Annotated in this window: 18 protein-coding genes and 1 tRNA gene; 8 read left to right on the top strand and 11 right to left on the bottom strand. The window is 32.2% G+C overall.

The window, feature by feature from the left end; all coding sequences use genetic code 11:
* Positions 1–27: 27 nt before the first annotated feature.
* Together OLM55_RS04220 and OLM55_RS04215 are read right to left on the bottom strand one after the other, a co-directional pair.
* Positions 28–372: a toxin-antitoxin system YwqK family antitoxin gene (locus OLM55_RS04220; protein WP_264560172.1), complete on the bottom strand. Its 345-nt coding sequence runs from the start codon at positions 370–372 to the stop codon at positions 28–30.
* A gap of 171 nt (positions 373–543) precedes the next feature.
* Entirely contained in the window at positions 544–1,545 is a 1,002-nt protein-coding gene (locus OLM55_RS04215; protein WP_264560171.1) for a TlpA family protein disulfide reductase, read from the bottom strand.
* 168 nt (positions 1,546–1,713) lie between these two features.
* On the opposite strand from OLM55_RS04215, the gene aspS reads away from it, so the two are divergent.
* The 3 genes from aspS (at position 1,714) to OLM55_RS04200 (ending at position 3,991) form a co-directional block, all read left to right on the top strand.
* Positions 1,714–3,468 (top strand): aspartate--tRNA ligase, encoded by a 1,755-nt coding sequence (gene aspS / locus OLM55_RS04210; protein ID WP_264560170.1) that lies wholly within the window; start codon positions 1,714–1,716, stop codon positions 3,466–3,468.
* Positions 3,469–3,470: 2 nt separating this feature from the next.
* Complete coding sequence (locus OLM55_RS04205) at positions 3,471–3,704, top strand: hypothetical protein (RefSeq protein ID WP_264560169.1); 234 nt, start codon at positions 3,471–3,473, stop codon at positions 3,702–3,704.
* A gap of 86 nt (positions 3,705–3,790) precedes the next feature.
* Complete coding sequence (locus OLM55_RS04200; RefSeq protein ID WP_264560168.1) at positions 3,791–3,991, top strand: cold-shock protein; 201 nt, start codon at positions 3,791–3,793, stop codon at positions 3,989–3,991.
* A gap of 46 nt (positions 3,992–4,037) precedes the next feature.
* Here OLM55_RS04200 and dusB read toward each other — a convergent pair whose 3' ends face one another.
* Positions 4,038–5,036 carry a tRNA dihydrouridine synthase DusB gene (gene dusB / locus OLM55_RS04195; RefSeq protein ID WP_264560167.1) on the bottom strand — a complete coding sequence of 333 codons (999 nt, stop codon included), beginning with the start codon at positions 5,034–5,036 and terminating at the stop codon, positions 4,038–4,040.
* A 264-nt stretch (positions 5,037–5,300) separates the two neighbouring features.
* Between dusB and lepA the strand changes: the two genes are divergently transcribed.
* A complete protein-coding gene (lepA, locus tag OLM55_RS04190; RefSeq protein ID WP_264560166.1) occupies positions 5,301–7,097 on the top strand; it encodes a translation elongation factor 4 in 1,797 nt (598 codons plus the stop codon).
* 137 nt (positions 7,098–7,234) lie between these two features.
* On the top strand, positions 7,235–11,524 hold the full coding sequence (locus OLM55_RS04185) for a T9SS type B sorting domain-containing protein (protein ID WP_264560165.1): 4,290 nt from the start codon (positions 7,235–7,237) through the stop codon (positions 11,522–11,524).
* A 30-nt stretch (positions 11,525–11,554) separates the two neighbouring features.
* Here the strand turns inward: OLM55_RS04185 and OLM55_RS04180 are convergent, their stop codons facing one another.
* From OLM55_RS04180 to OLM55_RS04160, 5 genes are read right to left on the bottom strand one after another with little or no spacing between them, the layout of a single operon-like run.
* Complete coding sequence (locus tag OLM55_RS04180) at positions 11,555–12,439, bottom strand: pseudouridine synthase (protein WP_264560164.1); 885 nt, start codon at positions 12,437–12,439, stop codon at positions 11,555–11,557.
* 29 nt (positions 12,440–12,468) lie between these two features.
* Entirely contained in the window at positions 12,469–13,389 is a 921-nt protein-coding gene (locus OLM55_RS04175; RefSeq protein WP_264560163.1) for a geranylgeranylglycerol-phosphate geranylgeranyltransferase, read from the bottom strand.
* Positions 13,390–14,328, bottom strand: coding sequence for a mevalonate kinase (locus OLM55_RS04170; RefSeq protein WP_264560162.1), 939 nt, complete (start codon positions 14,326–14,328; stop codon positions 13,390–13,392).
* A 37-nt stretch (positions 14,329–14,365) separates the two neighbouring features.
* A complete protein-coding gene (locus OLM55_RS04165) occupies positions 14,366–14,716 on the bottom strand; it encodes a four helix bundle protein (RefSeq protein ID WP_264560161.1) in 351 nt (116 codons plus the stop codon).
* Positions 14,717–14,725: 9 nt separating this feature from the next.
* Positions 14,726–15,841, bottom strand: coding sequence for a diphosphomevalonate/mevalonate 3,5-bisphosphate decarboxylase family protein (locus OLM55_RS04160; protein ID WP_264560160.1), 1,116 nt, complete (start codon positions 15,839–15,841; stop codon positions 14,726–14,728).
* Between the two features lie 84 nt (positions 15,842–15,925).
* Between OLM55_RS04160 and OLM55_RS04155 the strand changes: the two genes are divergently transcribed.
* Positions 15,926–16,402: a TspO/MBR family protein gene (locus OLM55_RS04155; protein WP_264560159.1), complete on the top strand. Its 477-nt coding sequence runs from the start codon at positions 15,926–15,928 to the stop codon at positions 16,400–16,402.
* 157 nt (positions 16,403–16,559) lie between these two features.
* On the opposite strand, the gene OLM55_RS04150 is transcribed toward OLM55_RS04155, so the two are convergent.
* Together OLM55_RS04150 and OLM55_RS04145 are read right to left on the bottom strand one after the other, a co-directional pair.
* Positions 16,560–17,768 carry an NAD(P)/FAD-dependent oxidoreductase gene (locus OLM55_RS04150; protein ID WP_264560158.1) on the bottom strand — a complete coding sequence of 403 codons (1,209 nt, stop codon included), beginning with the start codon at positions 17,766–17,768 and terminating at the stop codon, positions 16,560–16,562.
* Positions 17,765–18,445 carry a glycerophosphodiester phosphodiesterase gene (locus tag OLM55_RS04145; RefSeq protein ID WP_264560157.1) on the bottom strand — a complete coding sequence of 227 codons (681 nt, stop codon included), beginning with the start codon at positions 18,443–18,445 and terminating at the stop codon, positions 17,765–17,767. The genes OLM55_RS04150 and OLM55_RS04145 overlap by 4 nt, the downstream gene beginning before the upstream one ends.
* Positions 18,446–18,526: 81 nt before the next feature.
* On the opposite strand from OLM55_RS04145, the gene OLM55_RS04140 reads away from it, so the two are divergent.
* Positions 18,527–18,964 (top strand): hypothetical protein, encoded by a 438-nt coding sequence (locus OLM55_RS04140; protein ID WP_264560156.1) that lies wholly within the window; start codon positions 18,527–18,529, stop codon positions 18,962–18,964.
* 58 nt (positions 18,965–19,022) lie between these two features.
* On the opposite strand, the gene OLM55_RS04135 is transcribed toward OLM55_RS04140, so the two are convergent.
* A tRNA-Leu gene (locus tag OLM55_RS04135) sits at positions 19,023–19,104 on the bottom strand.
* 107 nt (positions 19,105–19,211) lie between these two features.
* On the opposite strand from OLM55_RS04135, the gene OLM55_RS04130 reads away from it, so the two are divergent.
* The gene (locus tag OLM55_RS04130) at positions 19,212–23,870 is read left to right on the top strand and encodes a S8 family serine peptidase (RefSeq protein WP_264560155.1); all 4,659 of its coding nucleotides are present in this window, start codon (positions 19,212–19,214) and stop codon (positions 23,868–23,870) included.
* Positions 23,871–23,895: the final 25 nt, after the last annotated feature.

Raw genomic sequence — 23,895 nt, 5'->3', positions numbered from 1 at the left:
AGGAGCTTTTTACTTTTATTATTTTCTTTAGTTATTTACCAAAGCATCTTGAGACCATTTTTTAACCGACTCCATTTTACTTTTAGAAAAATCAACTTCACTTAATGAATTCTCATTCCAAAAAAACCATTTCCCAACTTTAGCACCACTTTCATACTCACCCATTGTTTGTTTTGTTCCAGCTTCAGTATATGAAATCCACTTACCATGTAACTTCCCATCTAAATAAAAGCCTTCTTGACTAACCTGACCATTGTCAAAATAGTAAGTTGCTTTTACCATATTATCTACTACTTCAAATTTTGGTTTAATTTCTTGTGCAAAAAACATTCCCGAAACCAATAATGCCGCTACTAAAATTATCTTTTTCATATTTTCTTTATGTTTTAATTAATTATATAATATCAAATATATAAATTTATTTACAATAAAAAAACTTTCTCTTAACAATTTGGTAACATTGAGTAAAAACTTAACATTAGAAAAAAAGCCAACACATTGTGTTGGCTTAAAAAAAATACATATTTTAATTAGAACAACTAACTATTTCAATAAAGAATCTAACAATTCTACTAATGATGGTGATGATGGTCTTGGAGCGTCAGCATTAACAATTTCTCCATTTGGCCCAACAAGAATAAATCTTGGAATACCATTGATTTGATATTCCTTTACAAATTGTGAGTTCCAGTCGTTATCTGCGAATAACTGTATTCCACCTAATTCTTTATTTGTAACAAACTTTACCCATTTCTCATGGTCTTTTACTTTGTCAATAGAAATACTTACAAATTCAATATTATTAGCATGATACGCTTCTTCAACTTTCTTTAAATGTGGAATTTCAGCTATACATGGACCGCACCAAGTTGCCCAAACATCAATGTAAACATATTTCCCTTTTAAACTTTCTAATGATGTTTTCCCTCCTTTATGATTCTCATAATTAAATGTAGGTGATGGAGTTCCAACTAATTTAGCAGCAACCTTTTTTTGATTAAAAAACTGAGTCAACATCATTTCTTCCTGTGCAATAACAGGTTTTATTGCTTCAACTAATTTTTTATTTAAACCTTTACTCTCTAAAGCCGCTAAATCTTTCCCTTTTTTATCAGCTAAAGCCGCCTTAAATGTAGCTTCATCTTTTGCCATTAATTCTTCTAAAGACATTTCAAACTTTTCATCTGTTAATGCCTTTTGGGCAAGGTAATTACTCTCTTCTGCTCCTTTTCCTTTATAAACTATAGTCTCATCAAACTCTTTTGCATTCATTGTCAATTTTAAGTCGTCCCCATCTTTTAAAAATAATAACGATGATTCTTTACCGTCTGAAAATTGATGAAGTCCATCTGTAGTTTCAAAAGTAGCTTTAAAAACACCATTTTTTATTGGAATAACTTCTACAAAACGATTTGGACCATAGATTTTTAAAGTGTCGCTATTTCTATTTTCAATTTTAGCAGTAAACGTTACTTTGCTTTTCTTTTCAGTTTGACTAAAAGATACAAAAGACGAAAGCAATAATAAGTAGATTATTTTCTTCATAGTTTTATAAGTTTTTCGTAAAGTTATTTAATTATTTGAAAATAAAATTAAAAAAAGGTTAATCTTTAAAGGATAATAATTAGATTAAACTATTAAAATTAAATTTTGTTAGTACTTTTGCACCCGAGACCTGTGGTCGAACAGTATGAAATAAAAAACAATTTTCCAATGTACAGAAGTCATTCATGCGGAGCTTTAAACGCTTCACACATTAATACAGAAGTAACCCTTGCAGGTTGGGTTCAAAAATCACGTGATAAAGGATTCATGATTTGGGTCGATTTAAGAGATCGCTATGGAATAACTCAATTAATTTTTGACGAACAAAGAACTGACAAAACGGTTATTGAAAAAGCAAAATCATTAGGAAGAGAATTTGTAATTCAGGTAAAAGGAACTGTTATCGAAAGAGAATCTAAAAACCCTAACATGCCGACAGGTGAAATAGAAATTTTAGTTTCTGAACTTACTATTCTAAACGAAGCGCTTCTTCCTCCTTTTACAATTGAAGATGAAACTGATGGTGGTGAAGACATTCGAATGAAATATCGTTATTTAGACATTCGTAGAAATCCGGTAAAAAACAATTTAATTTTCCGTCATAAAGTAAGCATGGAAGTCCGTAAATTTCTTTCTGATGAAGGTTTTTGCGAGATTGAAACACCTTACTTAATTAAATCTACACCAGAAGGTGCTCGTGACTTTGTAGTGCCAAGTAGAATGAATGAAGGTCAGTTTTATGCACTTCCACAATCGCCACAAACGTTCAAGCAATTGTTGATGGTTGGCGGAATGGATAAATATTTCCAAATTGTGAAATGTTTCCGTGATGAAGATTTACGCGCAGACAGACAACCTGAGTTTACACAAATTGACTGTGAAATGGCTTTCGTAGAGCAAGAAGATATTTTAAATATTTTCGAAAACTTAACACGCCATTTATTAAAAGAAATTAAAGGTGTAGAAGTAGATAAGTTTCCTAGAATTACTTACGACTATGCCATGAAAACATACGGTAACGACAAACCAGATATTCGTTTTGACATGAAATTTGGTGAGTTGAATGCAGTTGCTCAACACAAAGAATTCCCAGTATTTAATGCTGCTGAATTAGTGGTTGGAATTGCTGTACCAGGTTGCGCATCGTACTCAAGAAAAGAAATTGACGCTTTGATTGATTGGGTAAAACGCCCTCAAGTTGGTGCTCTAGGAATGGTTTATGTGAAATGCGAAGCTGATGGAACTTTTAAATCATCAGTAGATAAATTTTATGATCAAGAAGATTTGCAGCAATGGGCTGAAGCTACCAATGCTAAAGCTGGAGATTTAATTTTAGTACTTTCTGGACCTGCTGATAAAACACGTGCACAACTTTCTGCACTTCGTATGGAGCTAGCAACACGATTAGGATTACGTAAAGCTGATGATTTTGCTCCTTTATGGGTTGTAGACTTTCCTTTATTAGAATGGGATGAAGAAAGTGGACGTTATCACGCAATGCACCATCCTTTTACTTCTCCTAAACCAGAAGATATTAAATTAATTGAAACAGAACCAGGAAAAGTAAGAGCAAATGCTTACGACATGGTTTTAAACGGAAATGAAATTGGCGGAGGTTCTATTCGTATTCACGATAGAGAATTACAGTCCAGAATGTTTGATTTATTAGGATTTAGCAAAGAAGAAGCATTGGCACAATTTGGATTCTTATTAAACGCCTTCGAATATGGAGCGCCACCACATGGAGGTTTAGCATTTGGTTTAGATAGATTAGTTTCAATTTTAGGCGGACAAGAAACCATTCGTGATTTTATTGCTTTTCCAAAAAATAATTCTGGAAGAGATGTAATGATTGACGCACCATCTAAAATTGACAACAAACAACTGGACGAATTACACATTCAATTGAATATAAAAAATTAACAATGAAGTATTTAATCAGATTACTTGTTCTTGCTGTTATTGGTTTTGTTTCTTATGGTTATTTTCATAAAAATCAAGGTAATATTGAAGGTGACAAATGGGTAGGAATAGGAATTTTGATTATGGCTTTAGTTTTAATGCCGGTATTTATTTACCACAGATATAGAACAAAAAACGCTAAAGATTATATGTTTAAAACTTACCAAAAAAAAGACGAAAACATTGAAAATCAATAATTTTATAAATAAAATGTCGTTTCAGTTATGTGTTTTTAGAAAATAAGTATATCTTTGGCGCATTATTAATTATTTTATATTACAAAATGGCTACAGGCACAGTTAAGTTCTTCAATGAAGAAAAAGGTTTCGGATTTATTACTAATGACGAAACAGGTAAAGATATTTTTGTACACGCTACAGGATTAAGAGTTGATTCTTTAAACGAAGGTGATAAAGTACAGTTCGAAGAAGAAGAAGGAAGAAAAGGTATCGTTGCTGCTCAAGTAGTAGTTATCGAAGACTAATAAAGATTTTGATTACCACAAAAAACCCAGCAAAAGCTGGGTTTTTTTATTTCACATCAAATTCATAATTTGAATACACATCTGCTATTTCGTCAAAGATTTTGAACAACCCTTCTAAATCATCAGTTGTTACTAATCGTTGTTTATATTCTTTAAAACTGTGAATTCCTTTAAAGTAGTTTGTATAATGTCTTCTCATTTCTACAATTCCCACTCGCTCATTTTTCCATTCTACAGACCAAATTAAATGATTTTTTGCAGCATCAATTCTATCTGCCATTGATGGTGGAGCTAAAATTTCGCCGGTATTAAAATAATGTTTTATTTCATTAAATATCCATGGATATCCAATTGCCGCTCGGCCAATCATCATTCCGTCAAGACCAAACTTATTTTTATATTCTAATGCTTTTTCTGGCGAATCAATATCTCCATTACCAAAAATAGGCATAGTAATTCTTGGATTATTTTTAACGCGAGCTATGTGAGACCAATCTGAATGCCCTTTATACATTTGCGCTCTTGTTCTTGCATGAACAGTTAATGCTTGTACTCCAATATCTTGTAAACGCTCTGCAACCTCATCAATATTTATAGAATTTTCATCCCAGCCTAAACGCGTTTTTACAGTAACTGGAAGACTTGTTCCTTTAATAACGGCTTTAGTTAAACGCACCATTAAATCTACATCTTTTAAAACCCCTGCTCCTGCTCCTTTACAAACAACTTTTTTTACAGGACAACCAAAATTAATATCTACTAAATCGGGCTGAACCGTTTCAACAATTTTAGCAGACATTTCCATGGCTTCTTCATCTCCTCCAAAAATTTGAATTCCAACTGGTCGTTCGTAATCAAAAATATCCAGTTTCTTTTTACTTTTCATAGCATCGCGAATTAACCCTTCTGAAGAAATAAATTCAGAATACATTAAATCTGCCCCATGCAATTTACAAAGTCTACGAAATGGCGGATCACTCACGTCTTCCATTGGCGCTAATAGTAAAGGAAAATCGGGTAATTCTATGTTTCCAATTTTTGGCATTAATTGTGTTTTTTTTTGCAAAAATACAATAAGATTTTTGATTGTCACTTTTTTGAATGTTGATTTCTATGAATTCTAACTTCAAGAAACCCATTTCTTACTATAACAATCCAAAACTTTGAATTATATTTGCAGATTATATGTTACTATATTGAAAAGCGTTAAGGATTGAAGCGACATCCTTTTGTGTAATGAAATGAAACAAAAGATATAGCGAAAAGCCTGACCGTAACGAAGAGGAGGTAACGCCCAAATAAATGAAGAATGAAGAACATTAGAAATTTTTGTATTATAGCTCATATTGACCACGGTAAAAGTACGTTGGCTGACAGATTATTAGGCGCAACGCAAACTGTAACTGCTCGTGAAGAAAAAGCACAATTGCTAGACAATATGGATTTAGAGCGTGAACGTGGTATTACCATTAAGAGTCACGCCATACAAATGAATTACAAACATAATGGTGAAGATTATATTTTAAATTTAATTGACACTCCAGGACACGTAGATTTTTCTTACGAAGTTTCTCGTTCTATTGCTGCTTGCGAAGGCGCTTTATTGATTGTAGATGCAGCGCAAAGTATACAAGCACAAACAATTTCAAATTTATATTTAGCGTTAGAAAATGACTTGGAAATTATTCCAGTTTTAAACAAAGTTGATTTACCAAGTGCAAACCCTGAAGAAGTTAGTGATGATATAATTGATTTATTAGGATGTAAACTAGAAGATATTATTCATGCCTCTGGTAAAACAGGCTTTGGAGTTGATAAAATTTTAGAAGCGATTATTGAAAAAGTTCCTGCTCCAAAAGGAAATGTAGAAGAACCTTTACAAGCCTTAATTTTTGACTCGCACTACAACCCTTTTAGAGGAATTGAAGTAATATTTCGTGTTGTTAATGGTGAAATTAAAAAAGGGCAAAAAATTAAATTCATGGCAACCGGCAATGAATATTTTGCTGATGAAGTTGGGACTTTAAAATTGAACCAAGTACCTAAAGACAAAATTTCTACAGGTGATGTTGGTTATTTAATTTCTGGAATTAAAGAAGCGAAAGAAGTTAAAGTTGGTGATACCATTACAGATGCAAAAACTCCAACTACAAATATGATTACTGGTTTTGAAGATGTAAAACCAATGGTATTTGCAGGAATTTATCCTGTTGACACCGAAGATTTTGAAGATTTACGTGCTTCAATGGAAAAATTACAATTGAATGATGCTTCTTTAGTATTTACTGCTGAAAGTTCTGCAGCATTAGGATTTGGTTTCCGTTGTGGATTTTTAGGAATGCTTCACATGGAAATCATCCAAGAACGTTTAGAACGTGAATTTGACATGACTGTTATTACAACAGTTCCTAACGTTTCATATCATGCTTACACAAAAAAAGAACCAGATACTGTTTTAATTGTTAATAATCCTTCTGATTTACCTGAACCTTCAAAATTAGATAGAGTTGAGGAACCATACATTAAAGCTACAATCATTACCAAAGCTGATTTTGTAGGTAATGTTATGAGTTTATGTATTGAAAAGCGTGGTGTAATTACCAATCAAACTTATTTAACTACTGAACGTGTTGAGTTAAATTTCGACATGCCTTTAGCAGAAATTGTATTTGATTTTTATGATCGATTAAAAACCGTTTCGAAAGGATATGCTTCTTTTGACTATGCTCCTATTGGAATGCGCGAATCTAAATTAGTAAAACTAGATGTTTTATTAAACGCACAATCTGTTGATGCACTTTCAGCTTTAATTCACGAAAGTAATGCTTACTATATTGGTAAGAAAATGTGTGAAAAACTGAAAGAATTGATTCCAAGACAACAATTTGACATTCCAATTCAAGCAGCTATTGGAGCCAAAATTATTGCTCGTGAAACGATAAAAGCATTAAGAAAAGACGTAACTGCCAAATGTTATGGTGGAGATATTTCTCGTAAGCGTAAACTTTTAGAAAAACAGAAAAAAGGTAAAAAGCGAATGCGTCAAGTAGGAAATGTTGAAATTCCACAAGAAGCGTTTATGGCTGTTTTAAAATTAAACGATTAGATTAGATTACATGTAATAAATGTTAAAAAAGTTTAGATATTTCAAAATATCTAAACTTTTTTGCTTTATTATTCTACTTTATTTAGCAAAGTTTATTAATTTTAGTTAAATTGATTTTTCCTCCCAAAGAAATCACTATGAAAAAAATATATTATTTAATTCTATTATTATCTACTAGTTTATTTTCTCAAACAATTATTGTTGATGATACAAGAACTGCAGATAACCTTGTTGACGTATTAGTAACCGATCCTTGTGTAGAAACATCTAACATATCTTTTTCGTCTGGTCAATCTGTTGCTTATTTTAATCAGAACGGATCTGTTTTCCCAATAACTGAAGGTGTAATAATTAGAAATGGTATTGCAGCAAATACTCAAGGAACCTACACCGGAACAAACTTAGGTACAACAGCAACTGGAGGTGGAACTGATGCTTTTTTACAAAATTTAAGCAACACAAATAGTGGTTCAACAGGAGCATTAGTCGATTTGGCTTATTTAGAATTTGAATTTACAACCTATTCAAATTCATTTAATTTTGATTTTGTATTTGCTTCAAATGAATATGGTGAGTTTCAATGTTTATCAAGAGACATTGTAGCATTTGAACTTACAAACATTAATACTGGAGTTATAACTAATATTGCTTTAGTACCTACTACTTCAAACCCAATATCTACAGCAACTATTAAGGACGAAATATATAATGCTTCTTGTAGCTCAACTAATCCAACGTATTTTGACGTATACAATGTAGCCAATCCTGCTGCATCAACATTGAATATGAGAGGTCATTCTATATCAATGAGTGGAAGCGCCAGTATAATACCACTTAATCCATATCGATTAAAATTAGTAATTGGAGATTATATTAGTACAAACTATGACTCTGCAATATTTATAAGTCCCTTAAATTTTACAAGAGATTTCTCTCTTGGAAATGACACTACCATTTGTACAGGAGATACTTTTCTATTAGACGCAACTATAGATAGTTCATATGATTATCAGTGGTTTTTAAATACTTTTCCAATATCTGGTGAAACCAACCCAACTTATACCGTAACTCAACCCGGAACGTATTATGTAGAAGTTACAAAAGGAGGTTGTGTCATTTCAGATGAAATTATTTTCAACTCATTAATGGTGAACAACCCGAGTGATTTGTCTACTTGTGATTCTGGAGGAGCTACAAACATTTATGATCTTACCATCAATAATGAATTTGCATTAGGAATTGACGATGTCATTTATGATGTATTTTATTTTGAGACAGCTGCTGACATTACATCAAATAACTTCATTCCTATTTCAGACTTAACGAATTATTCTGGTGCGGATGGACAGACTATTTATATTAAAATTTTAAACATAAATACAGGTAATTTTTGTGACGCAGTTTATTCATTTAACTTAACTGAAATTGCAAATATTATTGCAGGTTCTACTACTCCAGGTTCTACTTGTGAAAATCAATTAACTTATGATTTAAGCACTCACAATACCGAGGTAGAAAACGGCCAAACTGGAACAATCATAACATATTATAATAACCAAACAAATGCAATTGCCGGTACTGGTGCTATTGGAAATATTGGCACAATACCATCGGGATCAACTACATATACATTTTGGTTTAGAATTGAAGACGTAACCAATCCTAATTGTTTTGATGTAACTAGCGTGGTGGTTACAGTCTATCCATTACCATTAGTCGATACACTTACCAATATTCAAGAATGTCATTCTTATTTCTTACCAGTAATCACAAACGGAACCTATTATTTACTTTCTGGTGGACCAACTACTCCTGGTCAAATTCAATTTAATTCAGGCGATGAAATTGACCAAGGTGGTACTTATTATATTTTTTCAGGTCCAGATGCAAACGGTTGTACAAATGAAAGTAATTTTGAACTATATTTTGTAGATGAGTATGTTCCAATACTTGATAATTGTGGTGAATTTATAGTTCCGAATCCACCTTATGGAATTGGGGCATTCTATACTGCTCTTGGTGGGCCAAGCGGAACTGGAACTTTAATTCCTACTGGAACCACCTTTACCAACAATACACAATCATCTATTGTTGAAACTATCTATTATTATGCAGAAGTTCCTACCGGGACTCCATGTAGAGATGAACGTTTCGATATTAACATTCACCCTATTCCGCTTGTAGATACACCAATCGATGAAACTCGATGCAATTCATATACATTACCTCCACTTACAAACGGCATGTATTATACTGGATCTGGAGGAACAGGAACAAATTATCCTGTTGGTCAAGTAATAAACACTTCAGAAACTATTTATGTTTATAACACCGCTCCATACATAGATGTGAACGGAAATCCTCAAGTTTGTGATGACCAAAATTCTTTTCAAGTAAATATAATTGACCCTAATATTTTTGGAAATATTTTTGCTTGTGAAACATACACTCTCCCTTTATTATCATTTGGCGGATATTTTGACGCTCCAAATGGTGGTGGAAACCCAATTAATCAAGCAGACCCAATAACTTCTTCTCAAGTCGTTTATTTTTACGCTAATGTTACTGACGCTTCAAATTGTGCTGAATTTTTAAATTATAATATTACAATTTACCCGCAAGTTCCAGTTGATACAATAGACGACGGCAACTATTGTGGTGAATATATTTTACCAACATTAACAAACGGAACTTATTATACCTTATCAGGAGGGCCAACTGTTCCTGGACAAAGTACGTTAAGCGCTGGAGGCATTATAAATTTAACAGGTGGAATTTCACCAGGAACTTATTATATATACAATGAAATAATTCACAATAATGCAGACGGAACAACAAGAACTTGTTTTAATGAAGATCCTTTCACAATTACAATTTCTCCTTTTCCCGACTTGTATCAGTATGCTTCTAGTAGACCAGAATGTAATCCTTACTTTTTAGCAACACCTGCAGTTGGAGCTTATTACACAGAACCTGATGGTCCAAACGGAACAGGCGTGCTTGTAGACCCAAATATTGAATTCACAACAACTGAAACTTTTTATTTCTATTATGAAGATAATGTAAGTGGCTGTAGAGTTGATAAAAGATTTCAAATTTTATTTAATGGAGTTAATTTACCTCCTATTGACGATATCGTTTCTTGTGATAGTGCAATGTTAGATGCAAACCTATTAAACCATCTTCCTCCAGAAGGAGCTCAAGCCTTATATCATATAGAATTTCATTTAAATGATCCAACCGGACCAATTATTGATCCAAACACTTATGTATTTAATTCAACAAATACACCAACTCCTCAAACAATATGTTTATATGCTGTTAATGACGATGGGTTTTTAATTAATTGTCCAGATGAACAGTATTTTACTGTTTCTATATTAGAAACACCAGTATTGCCAAGCTATGCTGCATTAAACAATCAAAATTATTGTGGTGTATATACACTGCCAGCTTTACCAGTAATACCTGTTGTGACAACCGGAACATATACTGTAAATTATTATAGTCAATCTGGTGGAAACACAGCCAATATCATAAATCCTTCAAATTATACTTTTACAAATAATTCTACATCACCAGAAACGCATATTGTTTGGGTTTATGCCGAAACTACTATTGATGGAACTGTTATATGTTCTGATGAAGAAACGTTTCAATTCACCGTTTATCCATTATTAGACTTAACTATTGCTGGTGGTATTATTTGTGTTGATGCTAATGATCCAAGCGTAACCATATCGCCATTATTATTAGATTCTGGTTTAAATCCTGCTGATTTTACTGTAGAATGGTATTTAAACGGAAATCTAATGGGAACTGGCCCAACTTATCTTGCAACTACAGCAGGAACTTATGATGTAGTTACTATAAAAGTATTAGCCGACAATCCTCCAGATTGTAATTACAAACCTACCACTGTTTTAGTTGAGCAATCAAGCGCTGCAACTGCAACAGTAAGTGTTAGTGAACCATTTGATAATGTTGCAGTAATTACAATAAATATTGAGAATGGAATTGGTACATATATTTACCAATTAGACGACGGAGAATTTCAAACAAGTAATCAATTTACCAATGTTAGTTCAGGTGAACATATAATAACGGTAAGAGATATTTTTGGATATTGTGGTGATTTTATATTAAATGCTACAGTAATTAACTATCCTAGATATTTTACACCAAATGGTGATGCTACAAATGAAACATGGAACATATTTGACTTAGCAATTGACCATCCTGAATCAATAATATCAATTTTTGATAGGTATGGAAAATTAATCAAACAAATTTCGCCAAATGGAACGGGTTGGGATGGAACTTATAATGGCAAAAAACTTCCTTCAACTGATTATTGGTTCAATGTAAATTATATATATGAAGGGCAAGAAAAAATATTTAGAGCTCACTTCTCCTTAATAAGATAAAAAAAGACCGAGTAAAAACTCGGTCTTTTTTTAACTATTTTTTAAATTGATAATTTCTTGTTCTGTTAGAAATCTCCAATTTCCTCTTGGTAAATTTTTCTTTGTTAAACCTGCAAAAGTAACACGATCTAATTTAATTACATTGTATTTTAAATGTTCAAATATTTTACGGACTATCTTAACATTGGCAGTTTTCATCTTAATACCAATTTCACTTTTAGGCTGATCTTCTATATAAGTTACTTCTTCAACGTAAACTCTAAATTCGTCAATTGTTAAACCATTTGAAATTTTTTCCAAATCATCATACTTAAGATTTTTATCTAAAGTTACTTGATATAACTTAGATGATCTTTGATTTGGTGATGTAAATTTGGTAATAATATCAGTATCATTAGTAAATAACAACAAACCCGTTGTGGTTTTATCCATTCTTCCTACAGGCTGTAAGTTAGCTTTAGTAGCTCCTTTTACCAATTCCAACACATTTGAATCACCTCTATTCTCATCATTTACTGTTGAAAAATTCTTAGGCTTATTCAATAAAAGATATTCTTTCTTTTCAGGTGTAATGGTTGTTCCATCAAATTGAACCACATCGGTTAATTTCACTTTATAACCCATTTCGGTTACTGGAACTCCGTTTACCTTAACATTTCCGCTCTGAATATAAATATCCGCATCTCTACGGCTACACATCCCTGAATTGGCAATGTATTTATTTAATCTTATTTCATCTGGGTTTTTTGGCGCTTTTGGTGCTTTTGGTGCTTTTTGCTCCCCTGGTTTAGTCGCAAATTTTGATGCCGTTTTTCTTATCGGCGCATTTCCTCTAGAAGTACTTGGTTTTTTAGCTCCACCTTGTCTTGCTGAGGTTCCTTTTTTCTTACTGTTATCTCCTTGATGACGAGTCATTTCTTAATATATTTTTTGCAAAGATATAACTAATATGTGGATATCAATTTTTTTCCGTGCAACAAAACCTCAGGTTCTATTAAAACAATACAAAAAACGCCTGCTACAATAACTAATTTAATTAAAAAATGAAGTTTTAAAAAATCTTGTTTAGTTTTTGAATTCCAAAGTTTTAATAAGAAAAATATAAGAACTAAATAACTGATATAAAAATAAATATCCATATAGCCAACATCAAAAACATCTATTAAAAAGTAAACTGGAATAATCGTTAAAGCAGTTAAAATAGTAATAATATATTTTGCTCTTACTTCTCCATATAAAACTGGAATTGTTTTATAGTTTGATACTAAATCACCTTCGATATTTTCTAAATCTTTTACAAATTCTCTTATCAAAATCAGTAGGTATAAAAATGTAGCGTGAGCAAATACAACACTATAAAAATTCTTAAAATACATTAATACTCCAAAAAAAGGTAAAACGGCTAAAAGAGCAGCAACAAGGTTTCCAATAAAAGGGAACTTCTTTAACTTATGAGAATAATACCAAATAATAAAAATATAAGCAGAGAAAAACAAAATGGCTCTCCACGATATAAAACTGGCTAAAAAGGCAACAAATAAATTAATAGAAAAATAAACTTTTAGTTTAGTGTCTTGACTTACTAGTCTATCTATCATTGCTTTTCTAGGGCGATTAATTAAATCTTTTTTACTATCATAAAAATTATTAATAATATAACCTGAAGCAATGGTTAACGAAGATGCCATTACTATTAAAAACAACTTCACATCTAACAAAACATCAAGAGCCCGTCTGTCAGTTGCTAAAATAAATATTGCAGATAGATATTGTGCTAATGCAATAACCCAAATATTATAACCTCTAACAACAGAAAATAAACTGAAGATTTTAGTTATTAATAATTTAGCTTTTCTTGACAGCATTTAAAATTGGTAAACTACTTCTAATTTATAGTCTTTTAAAGATTCTTTTGCTTTATCGATATCTTGGGTGAAGCCTAAAATGTAACCTCCACCACCAGAACCACAAAGCTTAAGATAGTAATCGTTTGTATCAATGCCTTTTTGCCAAACTTGGTGAAATTGTTCTGGAATCATTGGTTTAAAATGACTTAAAACAACTTTAGATAGTTTTTTTGTATTTGCAAAAAGTGATTTAACATCTCCGTGTAGAAAGTTTTCCACACAATCATCAGTATATTTTATGAATTGAGATTTTAACATTTTACGGAACCCATTATCTTTCAAACTTTCCATAAAAAGAGTAACCATAGGTGCAGTTTCACCAACAATTCCTGAGTCTATTAAGAAAACAGCTCCTTTACCATCAACACTTTGAGAAGGAATTCCTGTTGGTTCAATATTATCTTTAGAATTAATTAAAATAGGTAAACTTAAATAACTGTTTAAAGGATCTAATCCAGAACTTTTACCATGGAAAAAAGATTCCATATTAGAAAAAATTGTTTTTAATTTCAATAATTTTTCTCTCGTTAGATTTTCTAAAACCGTGATTTTATCTGTTGCGTATTTATCATATATAGCAGCAACTAAAGCCCCACTACTTCCTACTCCATATCCTTGAGGAATACTAGAATCGAAATACATTCCGCTAGCAACATCGTTTTTCAAAGCAGCCAAATCAAAAGAAACCAATTCTGGTTTATCTTTTTGCATTTGACTTAAATAAGATGCAAATCGCAATAAACTTTCGTTAGACTTAATAGCTTCGTTTGAAGGGTTTTCAGAAACCTTTAGAGTTCCTTTGTAAAAATTATAAGGAATAGACAATCCTTTCGAATCTTCTATAATTCCGTATTCGCCAAAAAGTAATATTTTAGAATAAAATAAAGGGCCTTTCATATCTTTTAATTGATAATTAATAATGGACAATTAATAATTATTGTTTCTTTGAAGTATTTATTATACTGATAAGTAACTTTAATATTTCAATTATTTTTAATTTATTATTTTGAAAACACTCTTCTTTTAAAAAGCCTGTTTCAAACAGCAAATCTAACCAATATTCTGTTTCATTTGCTTCTTTAAGAGCAATTGATAGCTTATGAATAAAATCGGCTTTACTCTGTGCATGTTCTGCTTCACGAACATTTGCACCAATTGACGTACCTGAACGCAACAATTGTCTAGACAAAACAAACTCTTTTTTATCAGCCAAATCTTTATAAAGATATACAATTTCTTTAGCAAACTCAAAAGTTTTGTCTTTAATAACGTTTTTCTTCTCCATTATCAACTGTTAATTATTCATTATCAATTGACTTCCATTTCCAATTTGATCACAAATGTACTGCTCGTTTTGGCAATAGCCAACTAATTCATTGTTAATAAATTGCAAAACTTTATCTTTTACATTTTCTGGATACAAAACATGTACATTTGCACCTGCATCCAATGTAAAACAAACTGGAGTTTGCGTTGCATTTCTAAAACTCCAAATTTTATTAATAATTTCTAAAGTATTTGGTTTCATTAAAATAAAATAAGGCATCGAAGCCATCATCATAGCATGTAAAGTCAAGGCTTCACTTTCTACAATTTTAACAAATTCTTCAATATCTCCAGATGATAAAATTGCCTTAATTTTTGACAAATTTGTGTGCGCTTGTTCAAATCTTTGCTCAGCAAATGGATGTCCTTTCATTAAATTGTGACCCACTGTACTTGAAACTTGTTTTTCACCTTTATCTACTAATAAAATAGTGTCTTGGTAATTTTTAAAATTGGCATGTAAATTTTCAAATGGAACTCCGAATAAATCAGATGAATTTTCAGTTACTGAATGTCTTCCCCAAATTACCACTTCGCCTTTTACACTTCTACACGCGCTTCCCGAACCTAATCTGGCTAAAAAAGAAGCTTTTTGATAAAAATAATCATCTGTTATTGTTGAATTAAGTTCTTTTTCTAAACTCATTATATTCATGGCTATTGCTGCCATTCCCGAAGCAGAAGACGCAATTCCCGAACTGTGTGGAAATGTGTTCTCGGTATCAATTACAAAATGATATTCTTTTATATAAGGACAATATTGCTCAATTCTTTGAAAGAATTTTAAAATTTTAGGTTTAAAATCTTCTTTGGGTTTGCCTTCAAAAAATAAATCGAATGTAATTTCAGAATTGTCTGTTTTCCTAGTTACTGCTAAAGAAGTAATCGTTTTACAGTTGTTCAACGTAAAACTGATAGAAGGATTTGCAGGAATTTGCTTCGCCTGTTCGCCATTTTGGCTCGAGTGATTTTCTTTCTTTCCCCAATATTTTACCAAAGCAATATTACTTGGCGCACTCCATTTAAAGTTTGCTTTTTCAACAGAAGAAAATTGGGTTGCAATAAAATCCTTTTCAGTTAACATAATCGTTTATTTTATGCAAAAATACCAATTTAGATGAATTAGTTTATTGGAATAATCGTTAATTTGCATCAAAATTAGCATTTCATGAACAAGTATTTAAAAATAGCGTATTTCGTAATCATCTGTTTGGCTGTTGGCTACTTATCAAGTTTAGTCACTCAATCGTCAATTGCCACTTGGTATCCAACATTAGAAAAACCTGTTTTTAATCCACCTAATTGGGTTTTTGCACCTGTTTGGACATTGCTTTTCATTATGATGGGAGTTTCTGCTGGATTAATTTGGGGTAAAATTACAGAGCAAAAAGAATTGGTCAAAAAAGGATTGTTATTTTTTATTGTACAACTAGCTTTAAATGCACTTTGGTCGTATTTGTTTTTCGGACTTTGCAATGTTTTATTAGCTTCAATTGAAATTGTAATCTTACTTTTAGTGATTTACGAAACGTATTTAATTTTCAAAAAAATTGACAAAAAAGCAGCAATGTTATTGGTTCCGTATATGGCCTGGGTAAGTTTTGCTACTATTTTAACCGTTAGTATTTTAGTGTTGAATTGGTAATACTGATTTATAATTAAGTTTTTAATGATGATTTTTCGTCCGTTCGAGTGATTTTAGAAGAAAATTATATCAAGAACAAGAAAAAAATTTATTAAAAACGGTTCTCGATACATTTTTTGTTCCGTTTTACTACACAAAAAACACTCGAACTGACGTTTTAAATAGCTTCTGAAATTATAAAACCTCCTGTCCAGGCGTTTTGGAAATTAAAACCTCCGGTAATGGCATCAATATTTAATACTTCACCAGCTAAATACAGGTTTGGCAACAATTTACTTTCCATTGTTTTAAAGTTAATTTCTTTTAAATCAACTCCACCTGCAGTTACAAATTCTTCCTTAAAGGTACTTTTTCCATTTACCTGAAAAACGCCATTTGTCAATTGTTCTGCTAACTGATTAATTTGTTTTTTAGACAAATCTGCCCATTTAGTTTCTTCAGAAATTCCTGAAGCCAAAACCAAACTTTCCCACAAACGATTTGGGAATTCGAAAGGCGATTTTTTAATGATTGTCTTTTTTGTATGTTCTTCTTTCAGGTTTTTCAAAACATCAACAGCTTCTTCTAAACCGATATCATTTAGCCAATTAACCAAAAGAGCAAATTGGTAATTTTTATCGGCTAATTCTCGTGCTCCCCAAGCTGAAAGCCTTAAAATTCCAGGCCCGCTCATTCCCCAATGTGTAATTAACAAAGGTCCACTTGCGCTTAATTTAGAGCCTTTTACTTTTACCGAAGCAAAAGCCGACAAACCCATTAAATCTTTAATTCTAGGATCTTTGATATTAAATGTAAACAATGATGGAACAGGCGGAATAATTGTATGACCAAGTTCGGAAAGCATTTCCCAAACTTTAGGATTACTTCCTGCTGAAATAATTAATTTTTTACAAGCAAACGTTTCTTTATTGGTTTCTACTTTCCAAAATTCTTCGGTTTTAAACAAAGACTGAACACTTTGACCTGTTAAAACTTGAATGCCTAATTTATGAACATTGTCCGTAAAACAATCGATAATGGTTTGTGAAGAATTAGATTCAGGAAACATCCTTCCGTCTTCTTCAATTTTCAATGCAACTCCATGATTTTCGAACCATTCAATAGTATCTCCAGAACAAAACTGATGAAAGGGTCCGCGTAGTTCTTTTTCGCCACGAGGATAAAATTTAACTAAATCATTTGGTACAAAACAAGCATGCGTAACATTACATCTTCCGCCACCAGAAATTCGAACTTTCGACAAAACTTCTTTACCACGTTCTAAAATAGCAACTTTTAAATGTTTATTCTTTTCAGCAATATTTATAGCCGTAAAAAAACCAGCCGCACCACCACCTACAATAATTATATCAAAATCTGTATTCATATTCTATCTGGAAAATCGGAAATAATTCCGTTTATTTTATATTTCTTAATTCGTTCAATATCGGCAACATCATCAACGGTCCAAGTGTTGATTTTAAATCCTTTTTCGGTTGCCATTTTACAATTGTCTTCCGTTAATAATGAAAAATGCGGATGAATGTATTTTGCCGAAAACTCATCAGCCCACTCCATGGCTTGTTCCACACTTGCTTGCGTTAAAACCGCTAATGGAACATTTGAATTCAACTGACTTACTTTATAAAGTTCGTCTCTTTGGAAACTAGAAACAATGAAATTTTCCATTTTCCAATTGTATTCTTGTATATATTTTTCAATTATTTGCAGTGCTGGCTTTGCCGTATCATGTCCTTTTAATTCGATATTAACCTTGCATTTTCTGTTTATCAAGTTTAAAACCTCCTCTAATGTTGGAATTTCAAATACACCATCAACCTTTAGTTTTTTTAATTCTTCTAAAGAAAAGTTATGAATTTCCCCACTTCCATTGGTTATTCTATCTAAAGTAAAATCATGAAAAACCACTAATTCACCTGAAGCACAAACATGCACATCAAGTTCAATTCCATAAACATTTAAATCTAATGCTTTTTGAAAGGATGCCAATGTGTTTTCGCTTACGTAGCCTTTTGCTCCGCGATGCCCAAAAGATTGAATCATTTTAATTGAATTATCTTTACAAAGATATAATAGATTCTTTTGTATTCCGTTTAAATACAGAGAACACTTAAAAAAAGAAAGATGAAAAAGATAGTTTTAGGAATAATAGCTACTTTATTTATAATGTGCAGTCCTATTAAAACGGAAGTTAGAGACGATTTTAGAAGCAGTTCTAAACAAGAAACAAAAAATTTCTTGAAAGAAGTAAACGGAACTTCAAAGTCTAAAAGTGTATTGATTTTAACGAAAGGATACAAAGGTGAAAAGATAATGGCTACACAAGAAGGCAAAACAGTTTACTCTAAATATCCTATTACCAATCTGAAAACGCATTTAGCTGATTATTTTAGCTTTGACAACAACAAAACACTTATAATTAAAGATAACTTTTCTAAACAAGAAGTCATAATTGAACCTAAAAATGCAGCAAAATACAAGTTCATTTATCTAAGAAAAGACTATGTAAAAGATGTTGCTACTTATAAAATAACATTTAGTAATACTTTGAGGGCTTTATAAAAAAAAGGAATTACAAAATAAAAAAGCCTCTAACTAAAATAGTTAGAGGCTTTTTCTGTGCGGGTAAAAGGACTCGAACCTTCACACCTTGCGGCACCAGATCCTAAGTCTGGCGTGTCTACCAATTTCACCATACCCGCTGATATGATTTTGAGATTGCAAATATATATAAATGTTCTTTATTATGAAATAATTATTCATTATTAAAAATAAAATTTATATTTTTATCAATCATTAACCCTTTTTTATGAAAAAAACCTACTATAACCTTAAAACAATTGCTTTAACTCTATTTTTATTATTAAGTTTCAGCATAAATTACAGTCAAACTAAAGAAGATGTTGCTAAAATCACATCGGAATATGACTTAAAAAAAGGAGAACTTCTTTATGAGAAAGTCAAAAAAAGAGAACAATTAGAAAAACTAAAGGCTATTGAATTTGCCAAAGCTAACAACTTACCCATTTTCAAAGAAAAGGAAGATGGCTCTTTTGAAGAACTAATGTATCTTTTACCTACGGGAGAACCAGTATATTACGCACTTGATAATGCGAATGCTGCAACATCAACTCGTGTAAACTTTCTACGTTCTGGTGGAGGTTTAGGGTTGAATCTAACGGGAACCGGAATGGTTCCGCGTATTTGGGATGGAGGACCTATTAACGCTACTCATCAAGAATATAACGGAAGAACCGTATTTGGGGATGGGCAAACTACAACAAATACAAATAGTTTTCACGCAATTCATGTTACCGGAACGGTAATAGCCGCTGGAGTTGTTACAAATGCAAAAGGAATGGCTTATCAAGCTACTGCAAGAACTTTCGATTGGAATGATGATGAATCTGAAGCAATATCAGAAGCAATGAACGGAATGCTTTTATCAAATCATTCCTATGGAGTGCCAGTTTCTTCTGTGTCTAGCACACCTTGGTACATTGGTGCTTACTCTCAAGAATCATATAACTGGGATGTAATTGCTTATAATTTTCCTTTTTATTTACCCGTTATGTCTGCAGGAAATGATGGCTCAAATGCCAATCCAAGTCCTACAACCACAGGTTACGATAAATTAAATGGTAATAAAACCGCAAAAAATATACTAACTGTTGCCAATGCCCAAGATGCAACAGTTAATGCAACAACTGGAGCTATTACAGCATTTGGAACAATCAACTCTTCTTCAAGTCAAGGTCCTTCTGATGATAGAAGAATTAAACCAGACATTTCTGGAAATGGAACCACTCTATATTCTACTGGTAACGGAAGTGGTACTGGCGGAGGTAACACTTCTTATGCATCATTAACTGGAACATCAATGGCAGCTCCAAATGTTACCGGTACTTTAACTTTAATACAACAACATTACAATAACGTCAATGGAAAGTTCATGAAAGCCGCAACCTTAAAAGGTTTAGCTTGTCATACCGCTACTGATAGAGGAAGAACTGGGCCGGATGCTCAATATGGTTGGGGATATTTAGATGCTAAAACTTCTGCTGAAACAATTACTAATAATGGTTTGACTTCATGGATTTCAGAAGAAACTCTAACTCAAGGGCAAACTTTCACTATGCAAGTCGTCGCTACAGGTGGAGGAACTCCTTTATTGGGTTCAATTACTTGGACTGATGTTCCCGATGCTTCAAAAATTAATAGTGGAACTCTTAATGAATCTACTCCAGACTTAACCAACGATTTAGACATTAGAATAACACAAGGAGCTAATACGTTTTACCCATGGAAACTGCAATCTAGCGCTACTGCAAATGCAACGAGAACTGGAGACAACGATGTTGATAATGTTGAAAGAATTAATATTGATGCACCAACTGCTGGAGCCGTATATACAATTACTGTTACTCATAAAGGAACTTTAGCTGATGGACCTCAAAAATTCGCATTAGTAGTAACCGGAATTACTTCTAATTTTACTTTTAAATCAATGGCAGACACTAAAACTGTCTGTTCTAACGTTGGGAGCACTGTTTACGATTTTTCACTAACTAAAATTGGAGGTGCAAACGTAAATTTATCAGCTCAAAATGTTCCTGCAGGAGCAAACGTTGTAATATCTCCAACTTCAATGAGTGCAAGTGGCTCATTTACAGTGACAGTTAATAATTTATCAGCTGTTAGTGCAGGCACATATGAAATTGATATTATTGGAGATAACGGAAGTGAAACTGAAACAAGAAAAGTAACTTTAACTGTGTTTCACGATAACTTCACAAGCTATTCTCAAACCACACTTTTACCAGCTGATGGAAGTTTAACAATATCAACTTCTCCAACATTTACTTGGACAGAAAACATTAATGCTGAAAGCTATAATTTACAAGTTTCAACAAGCCCAACATTTTCTTCAACTGTAATTAATACTACAACCACTTTAACATCTTATTCAGCTACAGGTTTAAATGCTGAAACTGTATATTATTGGAGAGTAATTCCTTCAAACAGATGTGCAACAGGAAATAGCTCATTAATTAAATCGTTCCAAACCGGAACAATAAATTGCTCTTACAGTTATACAAATGGCACAAACGTAGCGATAAGTAATGCTGCAGATAACTCAGGTATTGGTGCTGGTAACGGATGGAGTATTTCTACGATTAATGTTCCTGATTCATTTACAATTGGAGATACTAATATGGACTTACTTCTTAATCATACCTATATACAAGATATGACAATGTATCTTGAAGCACCAAGTGGAGATTACATCATATTAGCTGAAGAAGTTTGTGGAGATAATGATAATATTAATGCAAAATTCATAGATTCAGGAGTTGCTCCAAGTTGTGTTACTGGTCCACCTGCACTTATTGGTAATGTTCTACCTACTGAGCCATTAAGTAATTTCCAAAACTTAAATTCTAATGGAGATTGGTTATTGTATGTAAATGACCCTTATGCAGGAGATGACGGTATTATTGATAGTTGGACTTTGAATTTATGTGGGTTAAGCGCTATCGGGAATTTACCTTCATTATTAAACAATGGGATAACTGTTTTAAATAACTCAACACATAATATTACTAATACAGAAGTAAGCGCAACAACTTCAGCACAAACAGCTGCACAACAAACCTATACTATTGTTTCTGTACCTGGAATTGGAAATATTAGAAGAAATTCTACTATATTAAACGTAGGAAGTACATTTACTCAAGACGAAGTTAATAATGGAATAATCAACTATATAAATACTGAAGTAGCAGCCAACACAACTACTTTTAAAGTTGACATTAAGAACTCAACAAATGGATGGCTTCCTAATCAAGTAATAAATATTAACATTGTTGAATGTGGCGACATTTCATCTACTTGGAATGGTTCTTCATGGTTAAATGGAACACCTAGTAAAGTAACAGCAGTTACTTTTGCAGGAAATTATAGTTCATCATCAGATATTGAAGCGTGTTCTGTAGTGGTTAATACTGGAGTTAATGTAACTTTTAATTCAGGAAATACATTAATTGTAAATGGAGCAGTTACTGTTAATGGAACAGGTTTGTTGTCTATTGAAAACAATGCTGGTTTACGTCAGATTGATGATAGTGCTGTAAATTCTGGAAACATTATTGTAAAAAGAACTGCTACACCAACTATTCGTTTAGATTATACCGCTTGGTCTTCTCCAGTTACTGGGCAACAATTACAGGCATTTTCACCAAACACAGTATCAACACGTTTTTACCAATACTTATATACAGGTACAACAACGCCAACCGCTTATCAATCTGTTACTGCAACAACTAATTTCTTAGCCGGTAAAGGATATATGATTCGTGCAGCGGATAATGCATCGTCTACTGTTGCTTCAGCTTATAACGGACAGTTTACTGGTGTTCCAAATAATGGAATTATAAACCAAAATATGGGTCAAGGTTTTAATTTGTTAGGTAATCCTTATGCATCGCCAATAAGTGCTAACTCATTTTTAACGGCAAATTCAAGTGTTGGAACCTTGTACTTCTGGACCAATACAACTGCAGCTAGTGGAGGTGTTTATCCTCAAAATAACTTTGCTGCCTATACTTCTGGTACAGGAGGTGTCGCTGCTTTTGCAAGTGGAAAGGTTCCAAATGGAACCATTCAAACAGGTCAAGGTTTTTATTTAAGAAAAACAACTGCAGGTACAACCAATGCTATATTTAATAATGCCCAAAGAGTCAATGCCTCAGTAAGCACACAATTTTACAGAAATGCAGAAACAACTTCTGTAGAAACAGAGAAACATAGAATTTGGTTAAACCTTAACGATAATTCAAATGCTTATAATCAAATTTTAGTAGGTTATGTTGAAGGAGCAACTAATGGTGCTGAAAATAATTTTGATGGTTTATCTTTAGAAAGTAGTTCATCATCTATATATAGCATTATTAATGATGATAAATACGTTATTCAGGGTAAGACCTTACCTTTTACCGATGAAGATATTGTCCCTTTAGGCCTTAATGCTATAACTGCAGGATTATACAACATCTCTTTAGAAACAATTGACGGATTATTTACAACCCAAGATGTTTTCTTGAAAGATAAATACACAAACATAACTCACAACATCAAACAATCAGCATATCAGTTCTCAACTCAAGACGGAATATTTGATGATAGATTTGAATTGGTATATAGAGCAGGTGTTTTATCAAATGATGACTTTACAAACGATAATGATGTTTTAGTGTATACTCAAAACAATCAAATTGAAGTGAATTCATTAAAAGAAAATATTGCAACAGTAAGAGTGTTTGATGTATTAGGTAGAAATATATTTACTGCTGAAAATGTAGGAGAAAAAGAATTATCTATCAGTTCTATAAATGCAAATAATCAAGCTTTATTTATAAAGGTAACGCTCACAACAGGAGAAGTGATTACTAAAAAGGTAATTTTCTAAAAAATTATATAGTAAATAAAAAAGC

It is taken from the genome of Flavobacterium sp. N2270 (assembly GCF_025947225.1).
In the GTDB taxonomy this organism is placed as follows: Bacteria; Bacteroidota; Bacteroidia; order Flavobacteriales; family Flavobacteriaceae; genus Flavobacterium.
Note: the sequence above shows the minus strand (reverse complement) of the source record. Positions and strands in the feature narration are given on the sequence as shown.